The following is a 23865-nucleotide window of genomic DNA, read 5'->3' on the forward strand; positions in this document are numbered from 1 at the left end:
TCGCCGCTCCACTGTACGATCGCGCAATTGGATGCCGCATGGTTGCCCAGTGAGCAACCGATATCACATACCGACTCGCCAACGTTCCACCACTGCCACAACAATGCTTTCTGCGCGGAAGAGAGCCTGCACCGCATCTTACTGTTCGCCTCGTCAACTCATTTACCTCCCGGGCCAGAACTAGACCAGAAGGGATTCGCGTACGAGGGTTTCCGACAGGCACGGCTCTCGTGGGACTTCTGATCAGCGAGAACGGCATCCGAGTTCATCACAGGAGCCGTTACCGATCCCAAGCGTTTCCATGGAAAACCTGCGGGGTTCGTGAAACAAGGGCAAGGTCAGTCCCTACTGGCGATCGATTCTGCAAAACGCTCGGTGATCTGTAGCCAGAAGGGAACGGCGAGGTAGACCATGGTACTAGAATTCACAGTAAAATAAGGCACATCAATGCCCAATAATACTCGTCATAGATGCTACCTATATTAACTCCCATGACTACCGCCGACCTTAACCTCGTTCGAGTGTTCATTGCAATCTATGAAACGGGCAGCGTAAGCGCAGCCGCGAGGCGGCTGAGCATCACGCAACCGTCCGTCAGCTACTCGCTTGGCAGATTGCGGGACCTGCTAAACGACAAGCTGTTCACGCGTACCCGAGAGGGCATGGTGCCAACTTTCAACGCCTCCCAACTGTATACCGCATTCCGCTCCGCACTAAACGAAATTGAGCGCGCGATTGTAGCGACGCGTAACTTCGTACCAGAACAATCCGACCGCTGCTTTCGCCTGGCGCTTTCCGACCTCGGCGAGCACTACCTGTTACCTCTCTTGGTCCGAGAACTGCAGCAGGTTGCGCCAGGAATAAAGTTGGAAATTGTGCAGTTGGATAGTGAGCGCATTGAAGATTGGCTTTCCACAGGGACTATCGATGCCGTTGTGGGCAATCTTCAGTTCATTGGAGGCGTGGCTAGAAAGCGGACTCTGTTCACAGAGACGTACTCGTGCATTCTTAGTGCCTCTCACCCTAGAATCGGCCAAGAACTCACCCTCGATGAATACGTTGCTGAAAAACATGTGGTTGTAGATCCACATTCGGGACACCACCTAGTCGAGGACGTCCTCACAGAAATGGGACTCACCCGCAAGACGGCGCTCCGTGTGCCGCATTTCACGAATCCGATCGGGGTAATCGCCTCGACCGACTTTCTTCTCACGTTGCCTACGAGGGTTGCTCGAGCGGTGGCCGAGGACGGTCGAGTGCGCACCCTGCCGCTCCCGCTGTCGATACCGACATTCGAAGTGAACCTGTACTGGCAAGCTCGAGCTGATGACACCGCAGCGCAACTCTGGTTTTGCGATGTAATCGCCCGCTCTCTCAGCAGCGCCTAGCCTCGCACACAAAATTCGCGCTGGCCTTCAATGGAACGCATATGCTCCGGGGGTCGTTTCGCAGACTTCCATGCCGCGGCGTCGGTACCGAGGCGATAATGTCAACGAGCACGCCCCGCTATTTGAGCTATATCCCGCTGCGCCCACCCAGACACGTGACGTACATGGTGCGGAGCGACAACGAACCGCTCACAGACTTCTGAGTTCCGTCCTATGCGACTCAGACGACGCAGCTTAGCCTAGTCGCACAGAGGGTTTGCAGCAGTGACGGTTAAGTCCGCACAAACCTGACAATCGCGTTTTTGACGTCCTCCACGCCCTCAGCCTGCGGCTGCCGCGCAAGGCGCGGGAAGGACGGGGATTCCTACTGCTAGACGGCGACGTCCCGCCGCGAGAATGTTGTCCGCTGCATTGATGTCGCGATGGTGATACGCGCCACATTCGAAGCAGGCCCATTCCCTTATTCCAAGACCTTCCAGACCCCTGGGGCCCGTGCGCCTGTTACAGCAACTGCAAGTCTGGGTTGAATACGCTTCATCGACTTCATCGAACCACACGCCTGCGTCATCGCTTTTATATTGCAGCATGGTCCGGAACAGACTCCAGCCCGCGTCGAGCACGGATTTCGCCATCCGTGTTCTCGCGAGTGCCGAAGCGTTCACGTTGCCGACGAAGATGGCGCCGTACTCCTGTACGAGCGCCGTGGAAAGCTTGTGCAACTGGTCTTTCCGTGAGTTTTTAATCTTTGCGTGGAGCGCACGTACCCGTGCCTTCTTGCCGGAGCGTTGCGCCTTTGCGACCTCTTTCTCGAGGTTACGGTAGTGCCTCTCGAGGGTTATGACGTGGCCGTCGCTGGTGCCGGCGAAGTCCTTCAACCCAAGGTCAAGCCCAACCGACTTCACGCCCACGCCGGTGGACGGCCTGGGCGTCTTCTCAACCTTGATGGTCACGTTCAGGTACCAGCGACCACGTGCATCCTCACTGATATTCCCGGCGCCGAGCTCATACTTCGACAGGCCGTAGCTGTCCCACAGCGAGAGCGCCTTGCCGGCGAAGAATACCTGCCCATTCCGGTAGCGCAAGGCGCTAGCCTTGAACGGGATCCACCCCAACGAGCGACGGGACCCGCCCGACACACGCCAGCGCAATTTCGTCTTGCAGGCCTGTTTGTGACGCACAGCATATTCCTCACCGATGGCCTGGAGGGTCTGGGAGTGTAGTCCCAGTCCCGCCTTGCCGGCCCCTTTGGTGAACGGATGGAATTCGTAGCCTGACAGGAAGCGCTGCTCGCGTTGCCACACTTTCAGCGAAAGCTCGTTACAGAAGTTCCAAACCAGATTCACCTCGCGCGCGAGCTCAAGCAACAGCTTTGCATGCTTGTCTTTGAGTCTGAAGCGCAGGACGCGGGTGGAGAGGTTCATGTGCCGACACGGTTGTTTCTCCGTATAGGCACACCTGGATTCTTCCCTTGAAAATCACGACAATCGTGCTTCGCTGTCTACACCCGCCTTTCATCCCAGGCCTGAAGGCCGACGTTTTCAGGCCAATCGCGGATAAACGAGTTCGACACCCGGTATCTACGTGGAGATATCGGATGTGATTCTTATCAATTGGCGAGACGGCGGCAGAACATGCTTTGTATTGAAGCAGATAACGAATGCGCCGTTCATTCTGCGAGGAAGCACGGGCGTAGCAGACGGTCTTGCCGGTGGCAGCCTGCTCGGCGCCCAAGGCGGCGCGTACCGTTGCGCGGCAAACAATTCTAGCTGTCGAAATGAAATATGTCTAACAAATAGCACTCGCACACAAAATCGAGTCCATGGGACCCCGGCTGATATATTGCGAAGGCGTGCAAATCGAATGAGATCCGTTCTTTTGGGCAATCTCTTGATACCGACCTCCGATAACCTTTGCTTATAAGGATGAGCTCCGCAACGCGACGCTTTGTTCGCGCCGAAGCCCCCGACTTATGTCCCGCATGTGTAGCGACAACGCCGCCACCATGGACACGGACGCGGTCGTCTCGACTGCCAGACCGAACTATAATGTATGCTAGATTAGGAGTGGCTGATTGATGCGATGAAAGTTCGTGCTGACGGGCGGCGAGCCTTCTGTGACGTACGCCATATCATGTGCACGAAGGCGTGTTGCGAGTAGTCGACGCTGGCGAGATTGTGGTGCCGTACTCACAAACGATTGCGTGAACGTCACGCTTGGTGTGGCCGACAGGAAAGGTAATCGTGGGAACGGGAGTTCAACTTTGAACATGCTTGTTGCCAAGCGTTGCGGGTGCGGCACGCGTAGAACAACCGCATGCATAGCCGATTCGCGAGAGACCGTAATGCCCGCTATTTCACACTCGACCTCGACAACAAGCGAAAGCAACACTTCGATTGTCTACGTCGTTGACGATGACGAATCGATGCGGCAATCGTTGTCCAATTTGCTAAGCTCCGTTGGCCTCCGTGTCGAGGTATTTGAATCATCTCAGCAGTTTCTCGCTTTCCCAAAGCTCGATGTGCCTAGCTGCCTGATTCTTGACGTCAGGTTACGTGGCGAGAGCGGGCTTACGTTTCAGCAAAACCTACTGCGGACTGGGCTAACCATACCCATCCTATTTATGACTGGGTTTGGCGACATGGAAATGTCTGTCAAAGCCATGAAGGCGGGAGCAGTGGACTTTCTCCCTAAGCCCTTCCGACAACAGGACATGCTAGACGCGGTTACTCAAGCGCTAGCGAAAGATGAGAAGCGCATTGTGGCTGAACACGCCGCGGCGGATCTGCGTGTCGCCTACGCCTCTTTGACGCTTCGGGAACAACAAGTAATGGCCCTCGTAGTTACTGGCTTGCTGAACAAGCAGATCGCATCAGAATTGAACCTGAGCGAAATTACCGTGAAGGTTCATCGGGCGCAAGCGATGAAAAAAATGACCGCGCGCTCCCTAGCGGACCTGATCCATAAGGCCGATGCCCTCGGTCTCAATTCTCAGATGGTGAAGCCATCATGAAAACCTCTGCGAGGCCAGCAACGCGATTGAGAACCTGGGATCCGGATTTTCTGCCTAACCTCCGAGTAGACCTATCGTTCAAGGTGGATTAGCGAATTCGCTTCGACTACGGAGACTTCAGTGCGACCGAAAGCCAGTGTTTGATTTCTGCCGCAGAGTATGGCTTTTTCAACAGAACCAAAGCTCCGTTTTCTTCAATCTTTTCCTGAACCGACGGTGTCGGATAGGCGCTGATGAAGATTGTCGGAGGAGCATCGCCTTGCGCGACAAGAAGTTTGTGCATCTCCAGTCCAGACATGCCTGACATTCTAATGTCAGAAATGAGGCATGCCGTGTCAGCCACATCCCCTGAAGCGAGAAAATTCTCGGCAGATTCATATACCCGCGTCTGCCAGCCCAACGACTGCACAAGATTGCTCAAGGCAAACCGTACGCCCTCATCGTCGTCGACAATTGACACAACAGGCGTAGCGTTCAAGATAAAAGCCCTCAACGATGCCTTCACATAGACTACGGCGGTCGCAATTGCCGCCTTGTACTCTTCAGAGGTTACGTGACAATTGCGCACAAACGCCATGATACAAAGGTATATATGCGGGTCGGACCTGGCAGAGGTTTGATTGACGTCAATTCGTAGCGCAAGGCGTGTGCCCGGCTGGCCGCTAGGGAGGCCGGAGCTCCCCGCACGACCGAAACACTCGAAACCCCGCTGCGAGCAATCCCCTCCGACGGCCTCAAGCTGCCCTCCATTGGGTCAGCACAGTTGCTGGCCCGATTGCCCTTACGTCGGGCCCGACTTCGATATTCACGGCCCTGCCGGCTCGCGGGCATGACTGCTGGCACCTTCTTTCCGCCTCTTCCAGTACGCAGCCTGTCAGCGATAGCTCACCGATCCGCTTACCAGCGAGGACTCGCCGGATCAGTGTGAAGAAATTATGCAGCAACATAGGTAACGTCGCCCATCAGATGGGCACCGACGATGCGGATACGACTGGTGCAAACATTTGGCTCCGGTTCTTCGCCCGGGGTAATCTAAAGGTCACGCGTTTCACGGTTGAGACGAAGCCGGCGTCTGAAATGGGTCGCCGAAACGTGACATACCAGCAATAGCCAGTTGATCTAGATACGCGCAGAATGGAATGGTTATGCTGTCTACTATGAGAGAGTGTATAGAATTATGGATCTTACTGGTTACGAGCTAGAGCCGTTGCACGATGATGGAGATTTTTCGCTCTTTCGCGCACGCCAGCCTGGGAATCCCGTCTCCGTACTGACTCTCGTTGCAACTCGGACGGCATCTAGAAGCATCGCACGCCTTGAACATGAATACACACTGGCGTCCATGCTTGACTCCGCATGGGCCGTTCGGCCGCTGGCGCTCCATGCTCACAGTTCATCCGCGGCACTCGTTCTGGAAGACAATGGTGGAGAGCCATTGGATCGCACTCTCGGTCAACCACTTGAGCTGCCCCATTTCCTAAACCTCGCCGTCAAATTGACGAAGGCTGTCGGTCAGCTTCATCGGCACGGTCTCATCCACAAGGACATCAAACCTGCAAACGTGTTCGTCGACGGGAGCGGCAACGTACGGCTCACCGGCTTTGGTATCGCATCCAGATTACCGCACGAGCGTCAACAGCCGGCACCGCCTGAGATTATTGCCGGGACGTTTCCTTACATGGCGCCCGAACAGACCGGCCGTATGAATCGGTCGATTGACGCCCGAAGCGATCTTTACTCGCTTGGTGTCACGCTCTATGAAATGCTCACAGGATCGCTTCCGTTTGTGGCATCGGACGCTATGGAATGGATTCATTGCCATATCGCACGAAAGCCAACACCCCCGAGCACCCTGATCAGTGGCATCCCACAGACGGTCGAGGCGATTGTGCTGAAACTACTCGCGAAGACGGCCGAAGATCGCTATCAAACTGCCGCAGGCGTCGAAACCGACCTCCTCAGCTGCTTCACGGCGTGGGAAACATTCCACCGGATTGACCCCTTCCCTTTGGGTGCGCACGATGCTTCGGATCACTTATTGATCCCGGAAAAACTGTACGGACGCGAAGTTCAAATTGAATTGCTCAACGAAGCCTTCGATCGTGTCGTCGTCCAAGGCACGAGTGAACTGGCGCTCATATCCGGCTATTCTGGCATCGGCAAAACTTCGGTCGTCAACGAACTGCACAAAGTCCTTGTTCCGCCGCGTGGATTGTTCGCGGCCGGTAAGGCGGACCAATACAAACGGGATATTCCTTATGCGACGCTAGCGCAAGCGTTCCAGTCGTTAGTGCGTGAGCTACTTACCAAAAGCGATGCAGAGGTCAGCCGATGGCGGCACGCCCTGATTGAAGCACTGGGCACTAACGGGCGGCTGATTGTGGACCTCATTCCCGAACTTTCTCTCATTATCGGTGAACCGCCCCAAGTCCCGAGCTTGCAACCTCAGGATGCCAAGAACCGCTTCCAGTTAGTTTTCCGTCGCTTCCTCAGTGTGTTCGCTAGCCAGGACCATCCGCTCGCGCTGTTCGTAGACGATTTGCAATGGCTCGACACAGCAACTCTCGATCTGATTGAGCACCTCATCACGCATCCCGAGGTACGTCACCTTCTATTGGTCGGCGCCTATCGAGACAACGAGGTCAGCTCGTCGCACCCCCTGATGCGGACGCTTGAAGCAATCCGTAAGGCCGGCGGGAAGATCCAGGAAACCACGCTCTCACCGCTTACGTCAGCAGACATTGTGCAGCTTGTAGCCGACTCCCTCCACTATGGACTTGAGATAGCGACGCCTCTCGCGGAACTGGTGCACCAAAAGACTGGTGGTAACCCATTCTTCTCAATCCAGTTTCTGACAGTGCTAACAGACGAGGGGCTGCTCGAGTTTGACTATGGTGCTTTAGCGTGGAGGTGTGATATGCCACGCATCCGGGCGAAGGGCTTCACGGAGAATGTAGCCGACCTCATGGCGACCAAGCTTTGTCGCCTGCCTGATCACACACGTGACACCTTGGGACAGCTATCATGCTTGGGGAATATCGCTGACATCGCCACTGTCACTCTGGTGCATGGAGGATCCGAAAAAACGATCCACGAACACCTTTGGGAAGCCGTCCGGGCGGGCCTTATCTACCGCGTTGGAGGTGCATACGCATTCGTGCACGATCGTATCCAGGAGGCAGCTTACGCGCAAATCCCGGAATCCGAGCGCGCTGCGGCGCACCTACGCATTGGCCGGTTGCTCGTGTCGCGCATGGCACCCGACGAGATTGAAGAAGTTATCTTTGACATCGCCAACCACCTCAATCGTGGCTCGGCGTTAATTACAGATCGCAATGAAATCGAGCACGTCGTTGAAGTAAACGTGATTGCAGGAAAAAGAGCCAAAAGCTCAACAGCATACGCTTCGGCGCGTAATTACCTCGCGCAGGCCATCTCTCTGCTGCCGCCAGATAGCTGGAAGCTGCGATACGAGCAGACGTTCGATCTCTATTTGACGTTTTCCGAGTGTGAATATTTGGTCGGCAACTTCGCGGAAGCCGACGCACTATTCGACAAGATCCTAGGACTCGCACACTCCGATATAGACCGCGCCAAAGCCTACAGTCTCCGCATTAAACTGTACCAAGTCTCAGGCAAGTATGACGCCGGCGTCGCCGTCGCGCTGGAGGCGCTGCGATATTTTGACATGACATTCCCGGAGTCTGAGCATGACATCAATAAAGCGGTTGATATTGAATTTCGGGAAATGTGGAATACCCTTGGAGATCGCGCGATTCGCGACTTGGTTGACGCACCCGTAGCTGCCGCCCCAAAGAACCGTGCAATCATCGATCTGCTAGTTGACGTAGGCCCATGTGCGTATATTGCGCGACCTACGCTCTTCCCTCTGGTCACCCTCAGGGCGGTCATCTTCTCCATGCGGCATGGCAACACCAGTCAGTCGAGCTTCGCGTACGGAGTTTTTGCGCTCGCCCTAGTTTCGTTCTTCGGCGACATCGCTTCCGCGTTCGAATTTTCGGAAATGTCGCTAAAGCTAAACGATAAGTTCAACAATGCTCCCCTTCGAGGGACGTTGCTCCACTTGCACGGCGATCACGTCAATTTTTGGCGACGCCACTTCTCGACCGGCATTCCAATTCTGGAACGCGCCTTTTCCGCCTGCCTTGAAGTGGGCGACCTGGTCTATGCAGGCTACCTCGCCTTCGAGACCATCTGGCAGCTCATCGAGAAGGGTGACCACCTTATGGATGTGTTAGCTCAGTCGACTAAATACGAAGCCTTTACCCTGCAAAGCCACAACGACGCGGTGTACCACACCATCAGGCTCGAACAGCGATTCGTAGCAAGCCTCCAGGGAAAAACGAAGAGTCCTCTCGGTTTTGACGATGAGACGTTTGACGAGATGGCCAGCTTTGACACGGTCGTCAGCGCAACATTTGGCACCGGTGTCGTCTTCTATCACATCATGAAGCAGGTGCTGGCATACCTCTATGGCTTGTATGACGATGCTCTAGGTTACTCGATGCAGGCAGAACCCCTTATCGGCGCCGCAATGGCTCTACCGATGGAGGCGACCTACTATTTCTACTATTCGCTCACGTTGACGGCGCTCTATCCAGCGGCTTCGAGTGAAAAGCGGCAAGAATACATGTTAGCCATCAATGCGAGCCTCAGGAAATTGAAGCATTGGGCCGACAACTGCCCCGAGAATTTTAGCAATCGCTACTCTCTCGTTTGCGCCGAGATTGCACGAATCGAAGGGCGCAACGAAGAGGCCATGCGCCTCTACGAGAACGCGATTCGTTCGGCGCAAGAGCACGGCTTTATCCAGAACGAAGGACTAGCGTACGAACTCGCCGCCCGATTCTATGCGGCCAATTGCTTCGAAGAATTCGCAGAGACATATATTCAGAATGCGCGATCGTGCTACGCACGTTGGGGCGCCGACGGGAAAGTCCGTCAACTCGATCAAATTTATCCGAACCTGCGACAGGAACGGCCGCACCATGACAGCACGATTACGACGTCTGTCGAGCAGCTAGACCTCGCGACGGTATTGAAAGTGTCGCAGGTTATCTCCAGTGCGATTGCACTAGGCGAATTGATTGACACCCTGATGGTTCTTGCCCTCGAGCACGCCGGCGGTGATCGAGGCTTACTGATCGTTCCGAGTAAAGATGGTTTGCGAATTGAAGCGGAGGCGACAACTGTCGGAGTTGCCGTCACCGTTCGTGTTCGTCAAACGCATGTAACGTCCACCGACCTACCGGAATCGATTCTCAGGTACGTCATCCGGACCAAGGATAGCGTACTACTGGATGACGTCTCCGCGCAATCGCAGTTCTCTGGGGATCCCTACATCCTGCATAGTGGCTGTCGTTCGATTCTTTGCCTTCCGCTGATCAAGCAATCCAAATTGATAGGCATTTTATACCTTGAAAATCGCTTAAGTTCTCACGTCTTCACGCCAGGCAGGCTTGCGATTCTGAGGTTGCTCGCGTCACAAGCTGCCGTATCCTGGGAAAATGCGCGCCTATTCGCTGACCTGCAGCACGCACAGGCCTTTCTCGCAGACGCTCAGAGACTAAGTCACACTGGCAGTTTCCACTGGCATACCACCACCGGAGATATGTTTTGGTCCGAAGAGAGCTACCGAATCTTTGGATATGCTCCGGAAACAAAGCCGACGTTGGAACTTGCACTGAGTCGAGTTCACCCGGATGAGCTCGCCGGCGTTCAAGAAACGATTGCGCGTGCGACAGAAAACAAAGTTGGCTTTGATTTTGAACATCGTTTCCTGATGCCCGACGGCTCAGTCAAGTATCTTCATATCGTAGCTCGCGCAGTAACGGAAGAAGGAGGTGAGATGTATTTCGCCGGGGCCCTAATGGATATCACGGCACGAAAACAGGCCAACGCCGCATTGGAGAGCAGCGAACATCGCTATCGCACCCTTTTCCGCGATATGCCCGTCGCGCTGATGCAGATTGAGACCCAATCGCTAATAGCACTATTGAAGAATCTTCGTGCGCAAGGCGTTGGAGACCTGTCGGCGTACATAGACCGACACCCCAACATACTTCAAAATGCGGCCGAATCGCTTGCCGTCGAAGAGGTCAACAACCACGCGGTCCTGATGTTCGGCGCGAAGGACAGGAGCGAGATGCTCGGTTCTATGCAATGGTTTTGGAGTGGCGGAGCCATAGGTACGTTGCAGCGCGCCATGGAGAGCCGATATCGCGGCGAGACGTTTTTTGAAGAAACGACGAAGTTCCGAACACTCGACGGGCGAATCATTGACGTACTTTGCACTATTGGTCGCCCACCTATATCCAATGATTTTGGAATTTCTCTTCTCGGTCTGGTTGACATTACCGAGCGCGTTCGCTCACAGGAAATGCTTCAGCGCGTACAGGCGGACTTTGCGCATGCCGCGCGCATCTCAGTTCTGGGGGAACTTACAGCGTCAATCGCCCACGAATTGACTCAACCATTAGCTGCTATCGCCGCTAATGGTGAAGCCGGCCTGCATTGGCTCGACTGGCCGGTGCCGAACTTGGAGAAGCTGCGAGAAGGCACCTGCCGCATCGTGGCAGACGCAGTGCGTGCTGCCAATATAGTTGCTCGTATCCGAGGAATGGCAACCCGTCGCGCCCCGGAGCGCAGCCCTGTATCGCTTAACGAACTCATCCTCGAGGCCCTTCTCTTTCTAGGTCACGAAGTCGAGTCACGCGGCGTTACAGTATCACACGATCTCGCCCCGGGAACACCCCAAGTACTCGCGGACCGTGTGCAGATTCAGCAGGTAATCGTGAATCTTGCTGTCAATGCGATGCAGGCGATGGCAGACGCCGGAAGCTCAAATCGCAGGATCACCATCCGGACAACGGCCTCCGTTGCTGCGACAATTTGCTGCTCTGTGGAGGACAGCGGCCCTGGCATCGCCGACAAATATCTCAAACAGATTTTTGATAGCTTCTTTACAACCAAAGAAGGCGGCATGGGTATGGGCTTGCCAATCTCTCATTCCATTATCGAAGCTCACGGCGGCCGCATCGCGGCAGATAACAATTCTTCACACGGCGGGGCTCGGGTCTACTTTTGCCTCCCTTACGCCGATATCGCACCATAGAGGATCCACTCTGCCGGCACATATCCAGCGAGTCGTAGAAGCGCTCCTCCCCACCGGACAAACCTTACCCAAAGGCTAGTTGGGGCGGCGTAGCTATCTCGGTGAGCCGTGAGCACCTGAACAACGGAAGTCCAAGAGTGGAAGCGGCGGTCATTGACGTTGACTTGTGGACGCTGATCGAACCGTTACCGCCGATGACGAAACCAGGGGATAGAGATCTTGGCCAGCCGCGCGTTTCTAATCGCGCGGTGCTCAATGGCATCCTGTTCGCAATAGAGGCAGGAATTCGCTGAAGCCACTTGCCCACGCGAGTGGGGTTCGGCTCAGGCGCAACCTGTTGGCCTCGATTCGGCTGCTCCCTGGTCTGTTGGAACAACTTCCGACGCGCAAAGTAGGCCCTTTGAACTGGTCTCTTATTTCAATTGGAAGGGGAACTCACCGCGACTCGCGCCACTTACCGCAGGCTCTGTCCCTCGCTCGCGTGCGGTTACGCCGATGCTCGATCCACGACGTCTGCGTGCTTGTTGACGTCCTCCCCGCCCTCAGCCTGCGGCTGCCGCGCTTTGCGCGGGAAGGACGGGGATTCCCACTGCTAGACGGCGACGTCCCGCCGCGAGAATGTTCACTGCTGCATTGATGTCGCGATGGTGATACGCGCCACATTCGAAGCAGGCCCATTCCCTTATTCCAAGACCTTCCAGACCTCTCGGGCCCGTGCGCCTGTTACAGCAACTGCAAGTCTGGGTTGAATATGCTTCATCGACCTCATCGAACCACACGCCTGCGTCATCGCTTTTATATTGCAGCATGGTCCGGAACAGACTCCAGCCCGCGTCCAGCACGGATTTCGCCATCCGTGTTCTCGCGAGTGCCGAAGCGTTCACGTTGCCGATGAAGATAGCGCCGTACTCCTTCACGAGCGCCGTGGAAAGCTTGTGCAACTGGTCTTTCCGTGAGTTTTTAATCTTTGCGTGGAGCGCACGTACCCGTGCCTTCTTGCGGGCACGTTGCGCCCTTGCGACCTCTTTCTCGAGGTTACGGTAATGCCTCTCGAGGGTTATGACGTGGCCGTCGCTGGTGCCGGCGAAATCCTTCAACCCGAGGTCAAGCCCAACCGACTTCACGCCCACGCCGGTGGCCGGCCTGGGCGTCTCCTCAACCTTGAGGGTCACGTTCAGGTACCAGCGACCACGTGCATCCTCACTGATATTCCCGGCGCCGAGCTCATACTTCGACAGGCCGTAGCTATCCCACAGCGAGAGCGCCTTGCCGGCGAAGAATACCTGCCCACTCCGGTAGCGGATGGCACTGGCCTTGAACGGGATCCACCCCAACGAGCGACGGGACCCGCCCGACACACGCCAGCGCAATTTCGTCTTGCAGGCCTGTTTGCGACGCGCGGCGTATTCTTCGCCGATGGCCTGAATGGTCTGGGAGTATAGCCCCAGTCCCGCCTTGCCGGCCCCTTTGGTGAACGGATGGAAGTCGTAGCCTGACAGGAAGCGGCGCTCCCGTTGCCAGACCTTCGTCGACAGCTCATTCACATAGTTCCACACGAAGTTCACCTCGCAAGCGAGCTCGCGCAGCAGCTTTGCATGCTTGTCTTTGAGTCTGAAGCGCAGGACGCGGATGGAGAGGTTCATGTGCCGACACGGTTGTTTCTCTGTATAGGCACACCTAGATTCTCCCCTTGAAAATCACGACAATCCTCCTTCGCTGTCTACACCCGCCTTTCATCCCCGGCCTGAAGGCCGAGGTTTTCAGGCCGATTGCGGATAATCCAGCGCTTGCGACGAAGGAGGCGACAGCCGAGCCTGGGAAACGTATGGATGTGCACCGCAGGCGCACTCCGGGCCACGCGTTCGTCTGTATCACACACTTTGCTTCGGGTACCTGCGATGCTGTCACAGTCTCGCGTACTACCGAGTTTGCAGGGTCTCAATCTCGCCCTATTTTCTGAGTAACCCCCGCACCTCCCAGTAGCTCCTCTTCAGGCAGGCGCGAATCATGACTGCTGCCAAGAAGACGCCACTCCCCCGTGCTGCCATAACTCTTTGGCATCGCAGACATCCCAACTTCGTATTTTTTTTGTTGCCACCGTTTGACTAACCTATCCATACCGAATCGTGACTTACGGCCCAAACGGCCCAGTTGATGGATCGATGCAGCCGAAAGCCGAAACGTGAATCGTAGTTGTCTGTGCTGTGGAATAGTTTTCCAAAACTGCCGTTTGCCGTCATGTAGAGCAATGGTGAACGAAGATCCTAGTCCGCGTAGATAGACCTATACATTACTAAGGAATTCAAAGTGAATACACGTAAAGCTATCGTGCTTCCGTTTTTAGTACTGGCAATCGCCGGCTTCACCTCCGCGGTTTCTGCGCAAGGACTCACTCGTGCTGAAGTGCGTCATGAATTGATACAAGCCGAGGAGAATGGCTCGCAATTCGTCACCGATGCGTCGTATCCCGACGTGAGCCCGGTCTTTGCCCAACAGGTTGCTCAACAGAAGTTCCGCGACCAAAGCACCGGCGGCGTTGTGGCTGGCAACTCTGAGGCGGGCACGCAGCGCGCGACCGCTCGTTCCGGATCGAAGTCGGACTGTGTCGGCCCGGTCAGCTTCTGCACACCGTATTTCGGCAGCTGATTGTGACTCAACCACCCATCCGCGCATACCACTGATCCAAGGAGTTCGACCATGAAAGCCCTTACCTGCCTTTTGATCGCTGCCGCTGCTCTTGCCAGCCCTGGCATTAGCTTCGCACAGAACAACGCCCCTATTACCCGTGCCGAAACACGTGCGGACCTGATCCGCGTCGAGCAAGCCGGCTACAATCCATCGATCGCCAACGACGTGAACTATCCGGCAGACATCCAGGCAGCTGAAGCCAAGATTGCAACTCAAGACAACCAACATATGGCAAACGATGCCGTCGGTGGCACAACGATGTCCGGCACGTCATCCGCCGGTTCGCATCTGCGCCTGCCCAAGACGACTGCGTCGTCGTGCGTTGGTCCAGCGAGCTACTGTGACATTTTCTTCGGCAGCTGATCGTCCGTGCCGTCGAATCAAAGTCGCCAGGCAGCCTTAGCCGCCTGGCATCCTTCCATCAAAGCGCAACTGCTACTTCAACCTCTTCCAGATTCTTCACCGACGATGAGGAGTTCACTTGGTTGATTCGCTCACCGTATCGCCTACAGGATCCGTGAAGGAACCTGCGGAACGCTCACAAAGCCTGCACCTGCACCGCCGGCCCCAACGAACTGCCCAAGTTTGGGGCGATAACGAGATATCGGCGATGGTCGGCACCCTCCGGCGTGCCGGGCGCTACGACTTGCCGGATCTGGCCCAGCGTGTTTACGATTGCCGAGCCGGCCGGATTGGTCTTGAAGCTCGCGAGCACGTCAATGTGGCCACTACCGTCCGCGTTATCCGAGAGCCCAAGCACATACGGCTGACTAGCCTGCAATCCAGTCACCGCAGCTTGGAGCACCTGCAGCAGACCCTGATCGAATAGAGCCACAGACGTGGGTGCATTGGCATTACCAGCAGAGGCACGCCCCACCGTGACAAGCGTGATGTGAACAGCCGATCCTGCGGCACCCAAGGGCTGCGTATTTGCGGTGCCATCGCCCTCGGGCACAGCGTCGGGCACATACGTTACCGCCTGCGGCGCCTGTCCGATAGGCACCGTGGCGATGACCTTGTTCGTCAGTGTGTCAATAGCAGTCATTGCATCGCCATTCTCGAGTCCGACATAGACACGCGTTCCGTCTCCGGACGGCCAGATGCCATGCGGAAGGTTACCAACCGGAATCGTCGCCACCTGGGCGAAGTCGTCGGTACGAAACACCTTGACCTGGTTCAGCCCACCGACCGTCACGTACGCAAACATACCATGGGAGTTGTGGACGATATTCACGTGATTGGTGATTGGTCCCGTGTCGAGCGTTTTCAGCAGCGCGAACGGCGGCCGTGCATCGAATACCTGAGTCTTGCCCACATCCTTGAGCGTGAACCACACTTGCTTGCCGTCGGGCGTTGCCGCAATGTTCGGGCAGAAGGGGCTAGCCTGCGCGACCTTACCCACAATCCGATGATCAGCTGTCGAAACAACATCGGTTTCTGGATTGAAGGACGAACAGATATAACCGTACTTGCCATCGGGCGAGAAGATCTGCATGCCGGGCCCTGCCGGTACGATAATTCGCGTCTTCTCTTCGAAGGTTTTTCCATCAAGGACGTCAATGTAATTCTCACCGCGTACGGTCACCCACACCTCACTACCGTCGGGTGTGAAGAAGGCTTCGTGCGGCGAACGGCCGACATAGGTCACGTGCTTGACGGCATTAGTTTGCGTATCGATGAAGGTCACCGAGTTTGAGCCAATGGACACAACTGCCAACGTACGATGGTCAGGAGAAAATCCCATTCCATGTACTAGTAACTGACCGCGATAGAGCGGACTGAAGTTGGCCGGAGTCGTGTCTCCCAGCCTGATTACGCCCACGAGCTGATTGCTGGCAGGATCAATTACAGATACCGTGTTGGAGAACTGATCAGACGAATACACGCGATCGCGGTGACTGATCGGGATGTCAGGCGCCGAAAGCGCGACGGGTGCCTGCCCCGCATGTGCCAGCGAAGAAACGGCGAGTGCGACGGCAGTCAGTGTCGCGGCGACAACGAGGAGGCGCTTCATGGGTTGTCTCCTGCATGGTGATAGGCACGGTTCAGCGGGGTGCCGGCATGTGCATGCCGGCCGGGTGTACAGGGGGCGCCTGGAACTGGTCAGGGGAAGGGGCCGGGGTCGGTAGCGGGTCATGCGAAGCAAGACGCATCGCAACGATTTCCTGTTGCTGCTCGACCACAATCTCCTGTGCAATCCTCCGGAGCTGCTCGTTGTGGCCATGTCGTAGCTCCGCCATAGCCATGTCGATTGCACCCTGGTGATGCGGAATCATCGTGGAGACGAAATCTCGGTCGACGTCGCCCGTAGGTTTGACCGCCATGCCAGCCATCATTTTTGTCATGGCTATGTCATTTTCGGAGAGAAATGCAGTTTCCTCGTCCCGCTGCGACAACCCCTGGTTACTCAACGGCACTGCGCATAGCCCGCCGAACGCGAGCACGAGTCCCACGCTTAACGCTGCCCGAAGAACCAAGCGAATTGCAGGTTTCATGACGTTCCCTTGCTAGCGCGCGACATCTTTCGACATTCATGATGCAGTGCGACGCAACGCCGGCGAGTCAGCTTTGCGTGGCCTACGCTTCTTTGCAACGTTTCGCTCCGTGCCAATACTCGCGCTCGCCGCCATCGCGGCCGTGCATGGTCATCCGCCCTGTTCTTGCGCACGAAGCTGTCGCGCCCACGTTAAAGTACACGCCCGCCTGGTAGCCGCGCGTCTACGTCGCCTCGACCGTCTCGTTGAACAGTTCCAGGGTGACGTCCTGCTCGGGCAACCGGTGGCGGTTCTTGCCAAACGTCGAGTGGTCCGCCACCGCATCGATCCATGGTATGTCCGACAAACCCGCGAAACAGCTTGTTGTAGTGGATTTTCTCTATGGGTGCCCTGCTCGGGCGGCCGCGCTTCGTCTCGCTCTCGCACATGTCCGTACACATCGGGTCAATGCGCTCCTGCCCATCGTTCAGCCAGATACGAATGGAACGCAGAGGGCGATTGGTCGGCACAAACTCATCTACGCTCGCCATCGTGACCATCGCCTCCGTGTATCCATTTGGTGTATCGATTTGCTCAGCGCATCGCCTCGACCTCCGCGTTGTCCGGCTCCTCGCTTCAATGCTTACCGGTTGCGGTCCGATCACGGCTGACGGCGCACTTTCAACAGCCCGCTAGCTCCGCCCGGCACTATCGCGACGTTAGCTTGACGGGATGCAATGGCGCAATCCCGACGACGTGGCGCTGAGCTTCCGGTATTGTCCAATATACGCGGAGTACTGCGAAAGATGCGTCATGCGCGCCAGCGTGGATCCCCGTCATCGACGTGGCACGTAGCTGGGAAGCTGCCTCGCGGTCTTTCCCATCCGACGTCCGATTTGTCGAACGGCGTTCTATTGCAAGCAGATGCGACTGAATTCCACGGTCCGGCGATAGAAATTCCTATTCAGCCACGGTACAAAGGTGTATTCGTCGTACGCATTGCTGCCCAAAAAGATCCAGTTGTGAAGAACGTCCGACATAATTCCTACCTCCAATCGATCCATCACGTTGGCTAGAGGACCGCATCTTCGATTGTTGGCGAGTACCTGAACTACGGACTTAATTCTGGCCGCGTGGTGCACCGAGGCGTTGCTCGGTTCAGATTGCGTCGCCATAGAGCGGACTTTCGCCTGCGTCATCTATGTGACAAATCTACGTCACGAAATCTAATTGCTCCACTCTGCATTGGGGCGAAAAGATATACCTATGAACCGCCTTCGAGAAATGTTGGTATCGCACCTCTATCCAAAGGTATAAAGGGCAAACCGGTATAATGTCGGAGACGTGATCGTATCAGCTGGCCAAACCGCAACGACGACGTAGCTTATACCTTCGAAAGAACATTAGATTGGTGGGCGAGGGAACACCGGACACCACAGCCGTCTGTCGGCGGAAGTGCATTTTCATGCATTTTCATGCTTTTTCGGCTTGAACTGACGATCACGGCGTAGGACGAACAAACACCGTCGACGATGATGCGTGTACCAGTACAACTGCAAATCTGTTTCATTTTCATACTTGAAATCGCCTGAAGTACTCTGTGCAAATCTCAGCGCCGCGTCATCTCCAGCCTACGACTCTTCCCTCAGGCGATGATCCGATACCTAGCACAGAACGGACGTTTGCCCCCAGTTGGGCGCAAAAAAAGACGATATGCGTTTGCCCACTTGCGTCAAGGCATTAAACCAAGGTGTAAACCGGAGACACCAAAGTGCCACCCTAGCTATCCCCTTGCATCATAGTTTGCAGACCAATTGCGAAGTAATCTTAGCAGCGCCAGAACAGTGAATCTCGCGTTGAGACGCGATACAGAAGAACACACATGAAGCTCGAATGACTCAACTCAATGTCCGCACAGATCCGAAGTTACCGTGCATTTATACAAGTAAGCTGCGGAAACAATTCCGCGTTTCCGGCCGAGCGCCCGTGCCGTTGGCCGCATTGAGCGCCCGCCAGACATCTCGACTCTCGTATTAGAGGTGAATATGTCGACTTATGGCTCAAGCGGCGCCTCCGCTCAGAGATACCCCCTTTACCGCAGAATGGGCACGCCAATCGAAGTTGAGGCTGTCTGGCGAGGAAGCAACCACTTGACGGATAAGCTGCAACGGCCGGTGCTTGCGGTTGGCCGCTGGAGTTCGCAACGAGAGAATCCTCATGAACTCAGGGCGCCCTCGCTCAGTGAACACTATACCATCGAGGTCTTGCTAGAAAAGACACGCGTGGACTGCTATCGCGACGGCATTCGGATTGCTACCGGCAACGTCGGTTTCGGTGCGACTCAGATCGCGGCGCCACGCCAGCTGGTCACCTGCCAATTTTCAGGGGCCAGCGAGGCGATTCACGTGTTTATTCCGCGTGCGGTTCTGGTTGCCGCATACGAAGACGCCACTCAGAGAAGTTGCCCAGCGGGTTTTGAGCTGCGTGACCCCTGCTTTGCGATCGACGAACCAATTGGGAGGTTGGCACATGCACTGGCCGACACGACTACGCTGACCGGTCCTTGCGCGTCGCTTCATTCAGAGAGCTTGGCAATCGCCTTGCTGGCCCGATTGATGACTCTCCAAGGCGACATGGACAGTCACGACACAAGAAAAGGTGGCCTGCCTGCGTGGCGACAGCGCCGCGCCGTGGAATTTATGGAAGCGAACCTCGGTCAACAGATCACGCTCCAAGACATCGCTGAACACACAGGACTCAGCAGAATGCATTTTGCGTCCCAATTCAAGTTGGCCATTGGGATGACGCCCCACGTATTCCTGATACATCGGCGACTCGAGAGGGCCAAAAAGCTGTTGCTCGACCACGAACTCTCGTTGGTACAAGTTGCTTTCGAAGTAGGCTTCCAGTCACAGTCGCATTTCACGACTGTCTTTCGGAGGTTTACTGGGATGACGCCGGGTAGGTGGAGGGCACAGACAAGCGTTGGGGTAACCCTTCTTGACGAATTAGAATCCGCAATCGCGTGAACCGTGATTCGGCCTTCCTCAATATGTGCCATTCGTGCGTTCGCGTTTAATGACGATCACTGCTTGTTGGCACACCAATGGCTTTAGAAGACTAGGGCGGACGTTCGAAGATTGCTGCTCGAAACACAATCGCTTCGTCTAACAATAGCCTGTAGATTGGCCTGCAGTGCTAGATCGAAGGATGAGTTAGAGAGCACTCATCAGCGGAGCAACTAGTGTGTACGGCGCTGAACTCGGCCCTAGCTCTCACGGATTGAATAAGAACCGCGCTTTTGGTTAACCATCGCGATGGAGAGGTCGATTGAGGCCACATCGCGAACTGAGGTACCGGGCAAACTTAGCAGAGACCTCGGACTTCAAGTGCCGCGAATCTTCCGCGAGGTCTTTGACAAAGGCCCGTAACCGTCTTTCCTCTTGGAGATATAAGTGCAAACTCCCAAACGTATTACCGTGACTGGCGCTGCTGGCCAGATTTCCTACTCCCTGCTCTTCCGGATTGCAAGAGGCGATCTCCTTGGCGAGGGGCAGCGACTAATCTTACAGCTACTTGAACTCCCTCAAGCTTTGGATGCGTTGCGTGGCGTCGTTATGGAGCTTGAGGACTGCGCGTTTCCGCTCCTGCAATCTGTCGAGATCAGCGATGATCCACGGAAAGCATTCCGAGATGCGGACTACGCTTTTCTTGTCGGCTCACGTCCCCGTAGCAAAGGCATGGAACGACGGGACTTGCTCGCCGCAAACGCCGCGATTTTTCGCACTCAAGGCAGTGCGATCAATGAAGTGGCTAGTCGAAATGTCAAGGTACTGGTAGTCGGAAATCCCGCAAATACGAACGCGTGGATAGCCCGGCGTTTCACTCCAGATCTTCCTCAGGATGCGATCTCTGCAATGATTCGACTCGATCACAACCGTGCCGTTTCAAAGCTTGCTGCTAAAGCAAGTGTCACGGTGACGTCGATCAGCCGCATGATTGTTTGGGGTAACCATTCGCCGACGATGTATCCAGATTATCGATTCGCGCGTATCGAAGATAGGTTGGCCAGCGCGGTTATCGATGACGAAACCTGGTATAGAAACGAGTACATTCCCGAAGTAGCGCGACGGGGCACCGCAATCATTGAGGCCCGGGGTTCATCATCGGCCGCCTCCGCAGCGAACGCTGCGATCGACCAGATGCACGACTGGATCTTCGGAAGCCGAGACGCATGGGTTTCGATGAGCATTCCGTCAGACGGTTCGTATGGCATTCCTCCGGAACTAATGTTCGGCGTACCGGTCGTCTGCAAGGACGGAAGTTACGAACGAGTCACAGGATTGGATATTGACGAGTTCTCACGCTCACGTATTGACATTTCAGTAAATGAACTAATGGACGAAGCACAGGCTGTTCGAGAACTATTTTCTACTAGTGACTAGCGCATCTTCACCAGGCCAATGTACGCCATCCATAGAGCGCGGGTGGCGTACGTCTGAGTACAGTATGTAAGATTCCGCAAGACTAAATGACGAGGCCGAACTCTAAGCAAAACGATAGAACGCCACCACGAGCTTTAAAGCGTGCAAAGTTACTCACGCGAATTGCCTTCGCAGACACGCGGGCTTCGTAGAAGCTCGCCATGCTTGCATCAAAGGTGTTACTCGTAGAGTATCGGTGTTCAACGGCTCTGAGCCATCTTCAGCGCCTGCATCGCCACTACGATTCGTACTGCAGTCCCGCTTTAACCTTTAACTCGCAAACTAGCTTATGAGCGCCGCACTTCCCGATACTCCATGCACCGCGGCCCCGATCGACGCGTACTGCAACTGAGAGCTGGACGATAGTGCTTTTCTTAAAGCATTCGTCGCTTCCCTGAAGACGTGATCTCTTCCATCAGAAATAATTCTTATAAGGTGGCTTGTTGTTCTCTGATTGCTCTCTTCGACGCGCGCTCTCTGAGAGCCACCGCTTTTTCAATGTTCTGTAAAACACTTGAAGATACTCGCCCGCCTATACGTTTCGCAAAATGTCCAATAGATGCGCCGAGACAGCAACGAGTACGCGGGTCTTGTCGATGTGCCGACGGATTCCACCTGGCCCAGAAGTAGTGCTTGCACGTAGTCGTCTGGTCACCGGAATCGTGGTAGACATTCTCAACGCGCGAAGATGCATCCTTTCCGGCGGTAACAATACAGCCTGATTGATTGGAGAAACCAATGCACATGAGAATCCTTCTGAAAATAGACAGCTACCTATTCCGTCTCATCGAACTCACGTCATGACCTCAGCGCGTCAGCGCAGAAGGCACGCGAACAAGTATCGGAGTCCCACCGTATTTACTTTAAGGGATTAATTTTCCCTTCTGCATCACCATGATCGCCTAATGCAGGCGCCAACAGCACGCGGAGATAGCCTCATGTCAAATCCTCCCTCCTCTTCGCCTCTTAAAGCGAAGCTAACAATCGCAGCTATCGTAGGCCTCTCAGCAATTGCCTTTGCCTGGGCCGGCGGATGGCTCTCTCCAGGCCGAGTAAGTGGCGGGGAGATGGTCGACTCTTTGCAAAACAATACAGGCAAGATATACCCGGGACTTCGAAGGGCTCACACCAAAGGGATATGCGTCACAGGTCACTTCGACGCAAACGGCAGCGGGTCAGCGTTGTCAAGCGCCACGCTATTCCCCGCGGGAACGGTGCAAGTCATCGGTAGATTCAACACGGGTGACAGTTCTCCCTACGCTTCCGATGCACAAACGCTGTTTCACGGTTTGGGACTTATCTTCTTCCTCCCTGACGGTGAGCAATGGCGAATGGCAATGGACCACACTCCGATATTTCCCGTCTCCAACGCCGCCGATTTTGTGGCACTCCAGGTTGCGACGACGCCAGATCCGACCACAAAGAAACCGGACAAACAAAGAATCTCGACCTATCTCGCTGCTCATCCGGAAACGAAGGCGTTCTTGGACTATGAAAGCAACACGCCGGTCCCATCGAGCTTCGCGAACGGGACCTATTACAGTATCAACGCTTTCAGATTCACCAACGCAAGTGGTCAAACACGGCTGGTACGTTGGCAATTCGAACCTGAAACACCTTTCACTGCTCTCGACAAAAGCAAACTCAGCTCGCTGCCCCCGAATTTTCTTTTCGACGATATTCGCAATCGGCTTAGCGAAGGACCACTGCGCTGGCACCTAATCCTTGTTTTGGCAAATCCGGGCGACAAGACCGACAACGCAACGATTGCGTGGACCGGACCACACGCGCGAGTAGACGCCGGCACACTGGTTCTAACCGGATCAGCCTCCGAACAAGAGGGAAATTGCCGAGACTACAATTTCGATCCGTTGATTTTGCCGAAAGGTGTGGCAAAGTCGGACGACCCGCTTCTAGCTGCTAGATCCGCCGCCTATTCTTCATCCTTCCGCCGCCGTGCGAAGGAGGGTCCCCCGACAGTGGATACGCTCTCTCTGAATGAAAAAAATGGAGGCACGAAGTGAACACGTCTTCTAAGAGTTTTGTCTTTTCGGCTCGAATCCTGCACTGGATCATGGCCGTACTTATCATTTTCATGCTCTTCATTGGTGTTGCCATGGTGTCGTCCGCCCATGAAGCCTACCCCGATCTTCTTGCGTGGCATCGCCCCATCGGGCTCTTGATCCTGATACTGGTCGTTGCCCGACTGATTGTCAGGGTGAGAAATCCACCCCCGCCACTACCAACAGACCTTCCCGCCGCGCAAAAGGCGGCAGCAAAAGCGTCGCACTATCTGCTCTATGCAACTATGTTCGCGATGCCGATCATTGGTTGGGCGATGCAGTCGGCAGGCGGCTACCCAATCGTCGTTTGGAAGGGTTTTGAGCTCTTTCCGATTCTTCCTCACAACATTGCTGTCTACGGCGCTCTTCGAGTCCTTCATGGTGTAGTAGCATACTTGTTCTTTATCCTTGTTCTAGGCCACCTCGCGGCAGCATTGACTCATGCGTTGATTCGCCGCGACGGCGTGTTTCAGAGCATGTCGGGTGGCGGGGGCCGCTGACATTTCCGCTCAGTTTAAGGTCTCTCTGAGCCGAAGCGGGACATTCCCGCTTCGGCATAGCTGCTTCGACCTAACATCAGCTGCTTACCCTCCACCGGCATAGCTTCGATTCACTAGAAGAGA

At 55.4% G+C, this 23865-nt stretch carries 15 protein-coding genes and 1 pseudogene; 10 read left to right on the forward strand and 6 right to left on the reverse strand.

What is annotated here, in order from left to right; all coding sequences use genetic code 11:
- The first annotated feature begins 491 nt into the window (after window positions 1-491).
- Window positions 492-1388: a LysR family transcriptional regulator gene (locus tag E1956_RS42340; protein ID WP_134759428.1), complete on the forward strand. Its 897-nt coding sequence runs from the start codon at window positions 492-494 to the stop codon at window positions 1386-1388.
- 320 nt (window positions 1389-1708) lie between these two features.
- Here the strand turns inward: E1956_RS42340 and E1956_RS42345 are convergent, their stop codons facing one another.
- A complete protein-coding gene (locus tag E1956_RS42345) occupies window positions 1709-2809 on the reverse strand; it encodes an RNA-guided endonuclease InsQ/TnpB family protein (RefSeq protein ID WP_134759430.1) in 1101 nt (366 codons plus the stop codon).
- Window positions 2810-3729: 920 nt separating this feature from the next.
- Here E1956_RS42345 and E1956_RS42350 point away from each other — a divergent pair.
- Window positions 3730-4398 (forward strand): response regulator transcription factor, encoded by a 669-nt coding sequence (locus tag E1956_RS42350; RefSeq protein WP_134759432.1) that lies wholly within the window; start codon window positions 3730-3732, stop codon window positions 4396-4398.
- Between the two features lie 106 nt (window positions 4399-4504).
- Here the strand turns inward: E1956_RS42350 and E1956_RS42355 are convergent, their stop codons facing one another.
- Window positions 4505-4975, reverse strand: a complete 471-nt coding sequence (locus E1956_RS42355; protein ID WP_335930035.1) for a response regulator transcription factor — start codon at window positions 4973-4975, stop codon at window positions 4505-4507.
- A 600-nt stretch (window positions 4976-5575) separates the two neighbouring features.
- Here E1956_RS42355 and E1956_RS42360 point away from each other — a divergent pair.
- A complete protein-coding gene (locus E1956_RS42360) occupies window positions 5576-11533 on the forward strand; it encodes an AAA family ATPase (protein ID WP_134759434.1) in 5958 nt (1985 codons plus the stop codon).
- Between the two features lie 137 nt (window positions 11534-11670).
- Window positions 11671-11823: pseudogene (locus E1956_RS47180) on the forward strand (IS5/IS1182 family transposase); the annotation flags it as partial.
- A 252-nt stretch (window positions 11824-12075) separates the two neighbouring features.
- On the opposite strand, the gene E1956_RS42370 reads toward E1956_RS47180, so the two are convergent.
- Window positions 12076-13176 (reverse strand): RNA-guided endonuclease InsQ/TnpB family protein, encoded by a 1101-nt coding sequence (locus E1956_RS42370; protein WP_197733004.1) that lies wholly within the window; start codon window positions 13174-13176, stop codon window positions 12076-12078.
- Window positions 13177-13840: 664 nt separating this feature from the next.
- On the opposite strand from E1956_RS42370, the gene E1956_RS42375 reads away from it, so the two are divergent.
- Both E1956_RS42375 and E1956_RS42380 read left to right on the forward strand, forming a co-directional pair.
- Complete coding sequence (locus E1956_RS42375; RefSeq protein WP_134759438.1) at window positions 13841-14179, forward strand: DUF4148 domain-containing protein; 339 nt, start codon at window positions 13841-13843, stop codon at window positions 14177-14179.
- 51 nt (window positions 14180-14230) lie between these two features.
- Window positions 14231-14584 carry a DUF4148 domain-containing protein gene (locus tag E1956_RS42380; protein WP_134759440.1) on the forward strand — a complete coding sequence of 118 codons (354 nt, stop codon included), beginning with the start codon at window positions 14231-14233 and terminating at the stop codon, window positions 14582-14584.
- Between the two features lie 175 nt (window positions 14585-14759).
- On the opposite strand, the gene E1956_RS42385 is transcribed toward E1956_RS42380, so the two are convergent.
- The 3 genes from E1956_RS42385 to E1956_RS47465 all read right to left on the reverse strand — a co-directional run bounded on the left by E1956_RS42385 (window position 14760) and on the right by E1956_RS47465 (window position 17062).
- Complete coding sequence (locus E1956_RS42385; protein WP_134759442.1) at window positions 14760-16235, reverse strand: YncE family protein; 1476 nt, start codon at window positions 16233-16235, stop codon at window positions 14760-14762.
- 31 nt (window positions 16236-16266) lie between these two features.
- Window positions 16267-16716 (reverse strand): DUF305 domain-containing protein, encoded by a 450-nt coding sequence (locus E1956_RS42390; protein ID WP_134759444.1) that lies wholly within the window; start codon window positions 16714-16716, stop codon window positions 16267-16269.
- Between the two features lie 223 nt (window positions 16717-16939).
- Window positions 16940-17062, reverse strand: coding sequence for a transposase (locus tag E1956_RS47465; protein WP_167760308.1), 123 nt, complete (start codon window positions 17060-17062; stop codon window positions 16940-16942).
- A gap of 1783 nt (window positions 17063-18845) precedes the next feature.
- On the opposite strand from E1956_RS47465, the gene E1956_RS42400 reads away from it, so the two are divergent.
- The 4 genes from E1956_RS42400 to E1956_RS42415 all read left to right on the forward strand — a co-directional run bounded on the left by E1956_RS42400 (window position 18846) and on the right by E1956_RS42415 (window position 23742).
- Window positions 18846-19724 carry a helix-turn-helix domain-containing protein gene (locus E1956_RS42400; RefSeq protein ID WP_167760309.1) on the forward strand — a complete coding sequence of 293 codons (879 nt, stop codon included), beginning with the start codon at window positions 18846-18848 and terminating at the stop codon, window positions 19722-19724.
- A gap of 426 nt (window positions 19725-20150) precedes the next feature.
- Window positions 20151-21140: a malate dehydrogenase gene (locus E1956_RS42405; protein WP_134759450.1), complete on the forward strand. Its 990-nt coding sequence runs from the start codon at window positions 20151-20153 to the stop codon at window positions 21138-21140.
- Between the two features lie 977 nt (window positions 21141-22117).
- Window positions 22118-23203, forward strand: a complete 1086-nt coding sequence (locus E1956_RS42410; RefSeq protein ID WP_134759452.1) for a catalase family peroxidase — start codon at window positions 22118-22120, stop codon at window positions 23201-23203.
- Window positions 23200-23742 (forward strand): cytochrome b, encoded by a 543-nt coding sequence (locus tag E1956_RS42415; protein ID WP_197733005.1) that lies wholly within the window; start codon window positions 23200-23202, stop codon window positions 23740-23742. The genes E1956_RS42410 and E1956_RS42415 overlap by 4 nt, the downstream gene beginning before the upstream one ends.
- Window positions 23743-23865: the final 123 nt, after the last annotated feature.

Origin of the sequence: Paraburkholderia pallida (assembly GCF_004524855.1) — a bacterium.
GTDB lineage: Bacteria > Pseudomonadota > Gammaproteobacteria > Burkholderiales > Burkholderiaceae > Paraburkholderia > Paraburkholderia oxyphila.

What these genes read in the sequence shown, in the direction of transcription:
- E1956_RS42360 (WP_134759434.1), top strand. Translation starts at nt 5,576, where the DNA reads ATGGATCTTACTGGTTACGAGCTAGAGCCGTTGCACGATGATGGAGAT.
- E1956_RS42345 (WP_134759430.1), bottom strand. Translation starts at nt 2,809, where the DNA reads ATGAACCTCTCCACCCGCGTCCTGCGCTTCAGACTCAAAGACAAGCAT.
- E1956_RS42410 (WP_134759452.1), top strand. Translation starts at nt 22,118, where the DNA reads ATGTCAAATCCTCCCTCCTCTTCGCCTCTTAAAGCGAAGCTAACAATC.
- E1956_RS42390 (WP_134759444.1), bottom strand. Translation starts at nt 16,716, where the DNA reads ATGAAACCTGCAATTCGCTTGGTTCTTCGGGCAGCGTTAAGCGTGGGA.
- E1956_RS42370 (WP_197733004.1), bottom strand. Translation starts at nt 13,176, where the DNA reads ATGAACCTCTCCATCCGCGTCCTGCGCTTCAGACTCAAAGACAAGCAT.
- E1956_RS42380 (WP_134759440.1), top strand. Translation starts at nt 14,231, where the DNA reads ATGAAAGCCCTTACCTGCCTTTTGATCGCTGCCGCTGCTCTTGCCAGC.
- E1956_RS42385 (WP_134759442.1), bottom strand. Translation starts at nt 16,235, where the DNA reads ATGAAGCGCCTCCTCGTTGTCGCCGCGACACTGACTGCCGTCGCACTC.
- E1956_RS42340 (WP_134759428.1), top strand. Translation starts at nt 492, where the DNA reads ATGACTACCGCCGACCTTAACCTCGTTCGAGTGTTCATTGCAATCTAT.
- E1956_RS42355 (WP_335930035.1), bottom strand. Translation starts at nt 4,975, where the DNA reads ATGGCGTTTGTGCGCAATTGTCACGTAACCTCTGAAGAGTACAAGGCG.
- E1956_RS42350 (WP_134759432.1), top strand. Translation starts at nt 3,730, where the DNA reads ATGCCCGCTATTTCACACTCGACCTCGACAACAAGCGAAAGCAACACT.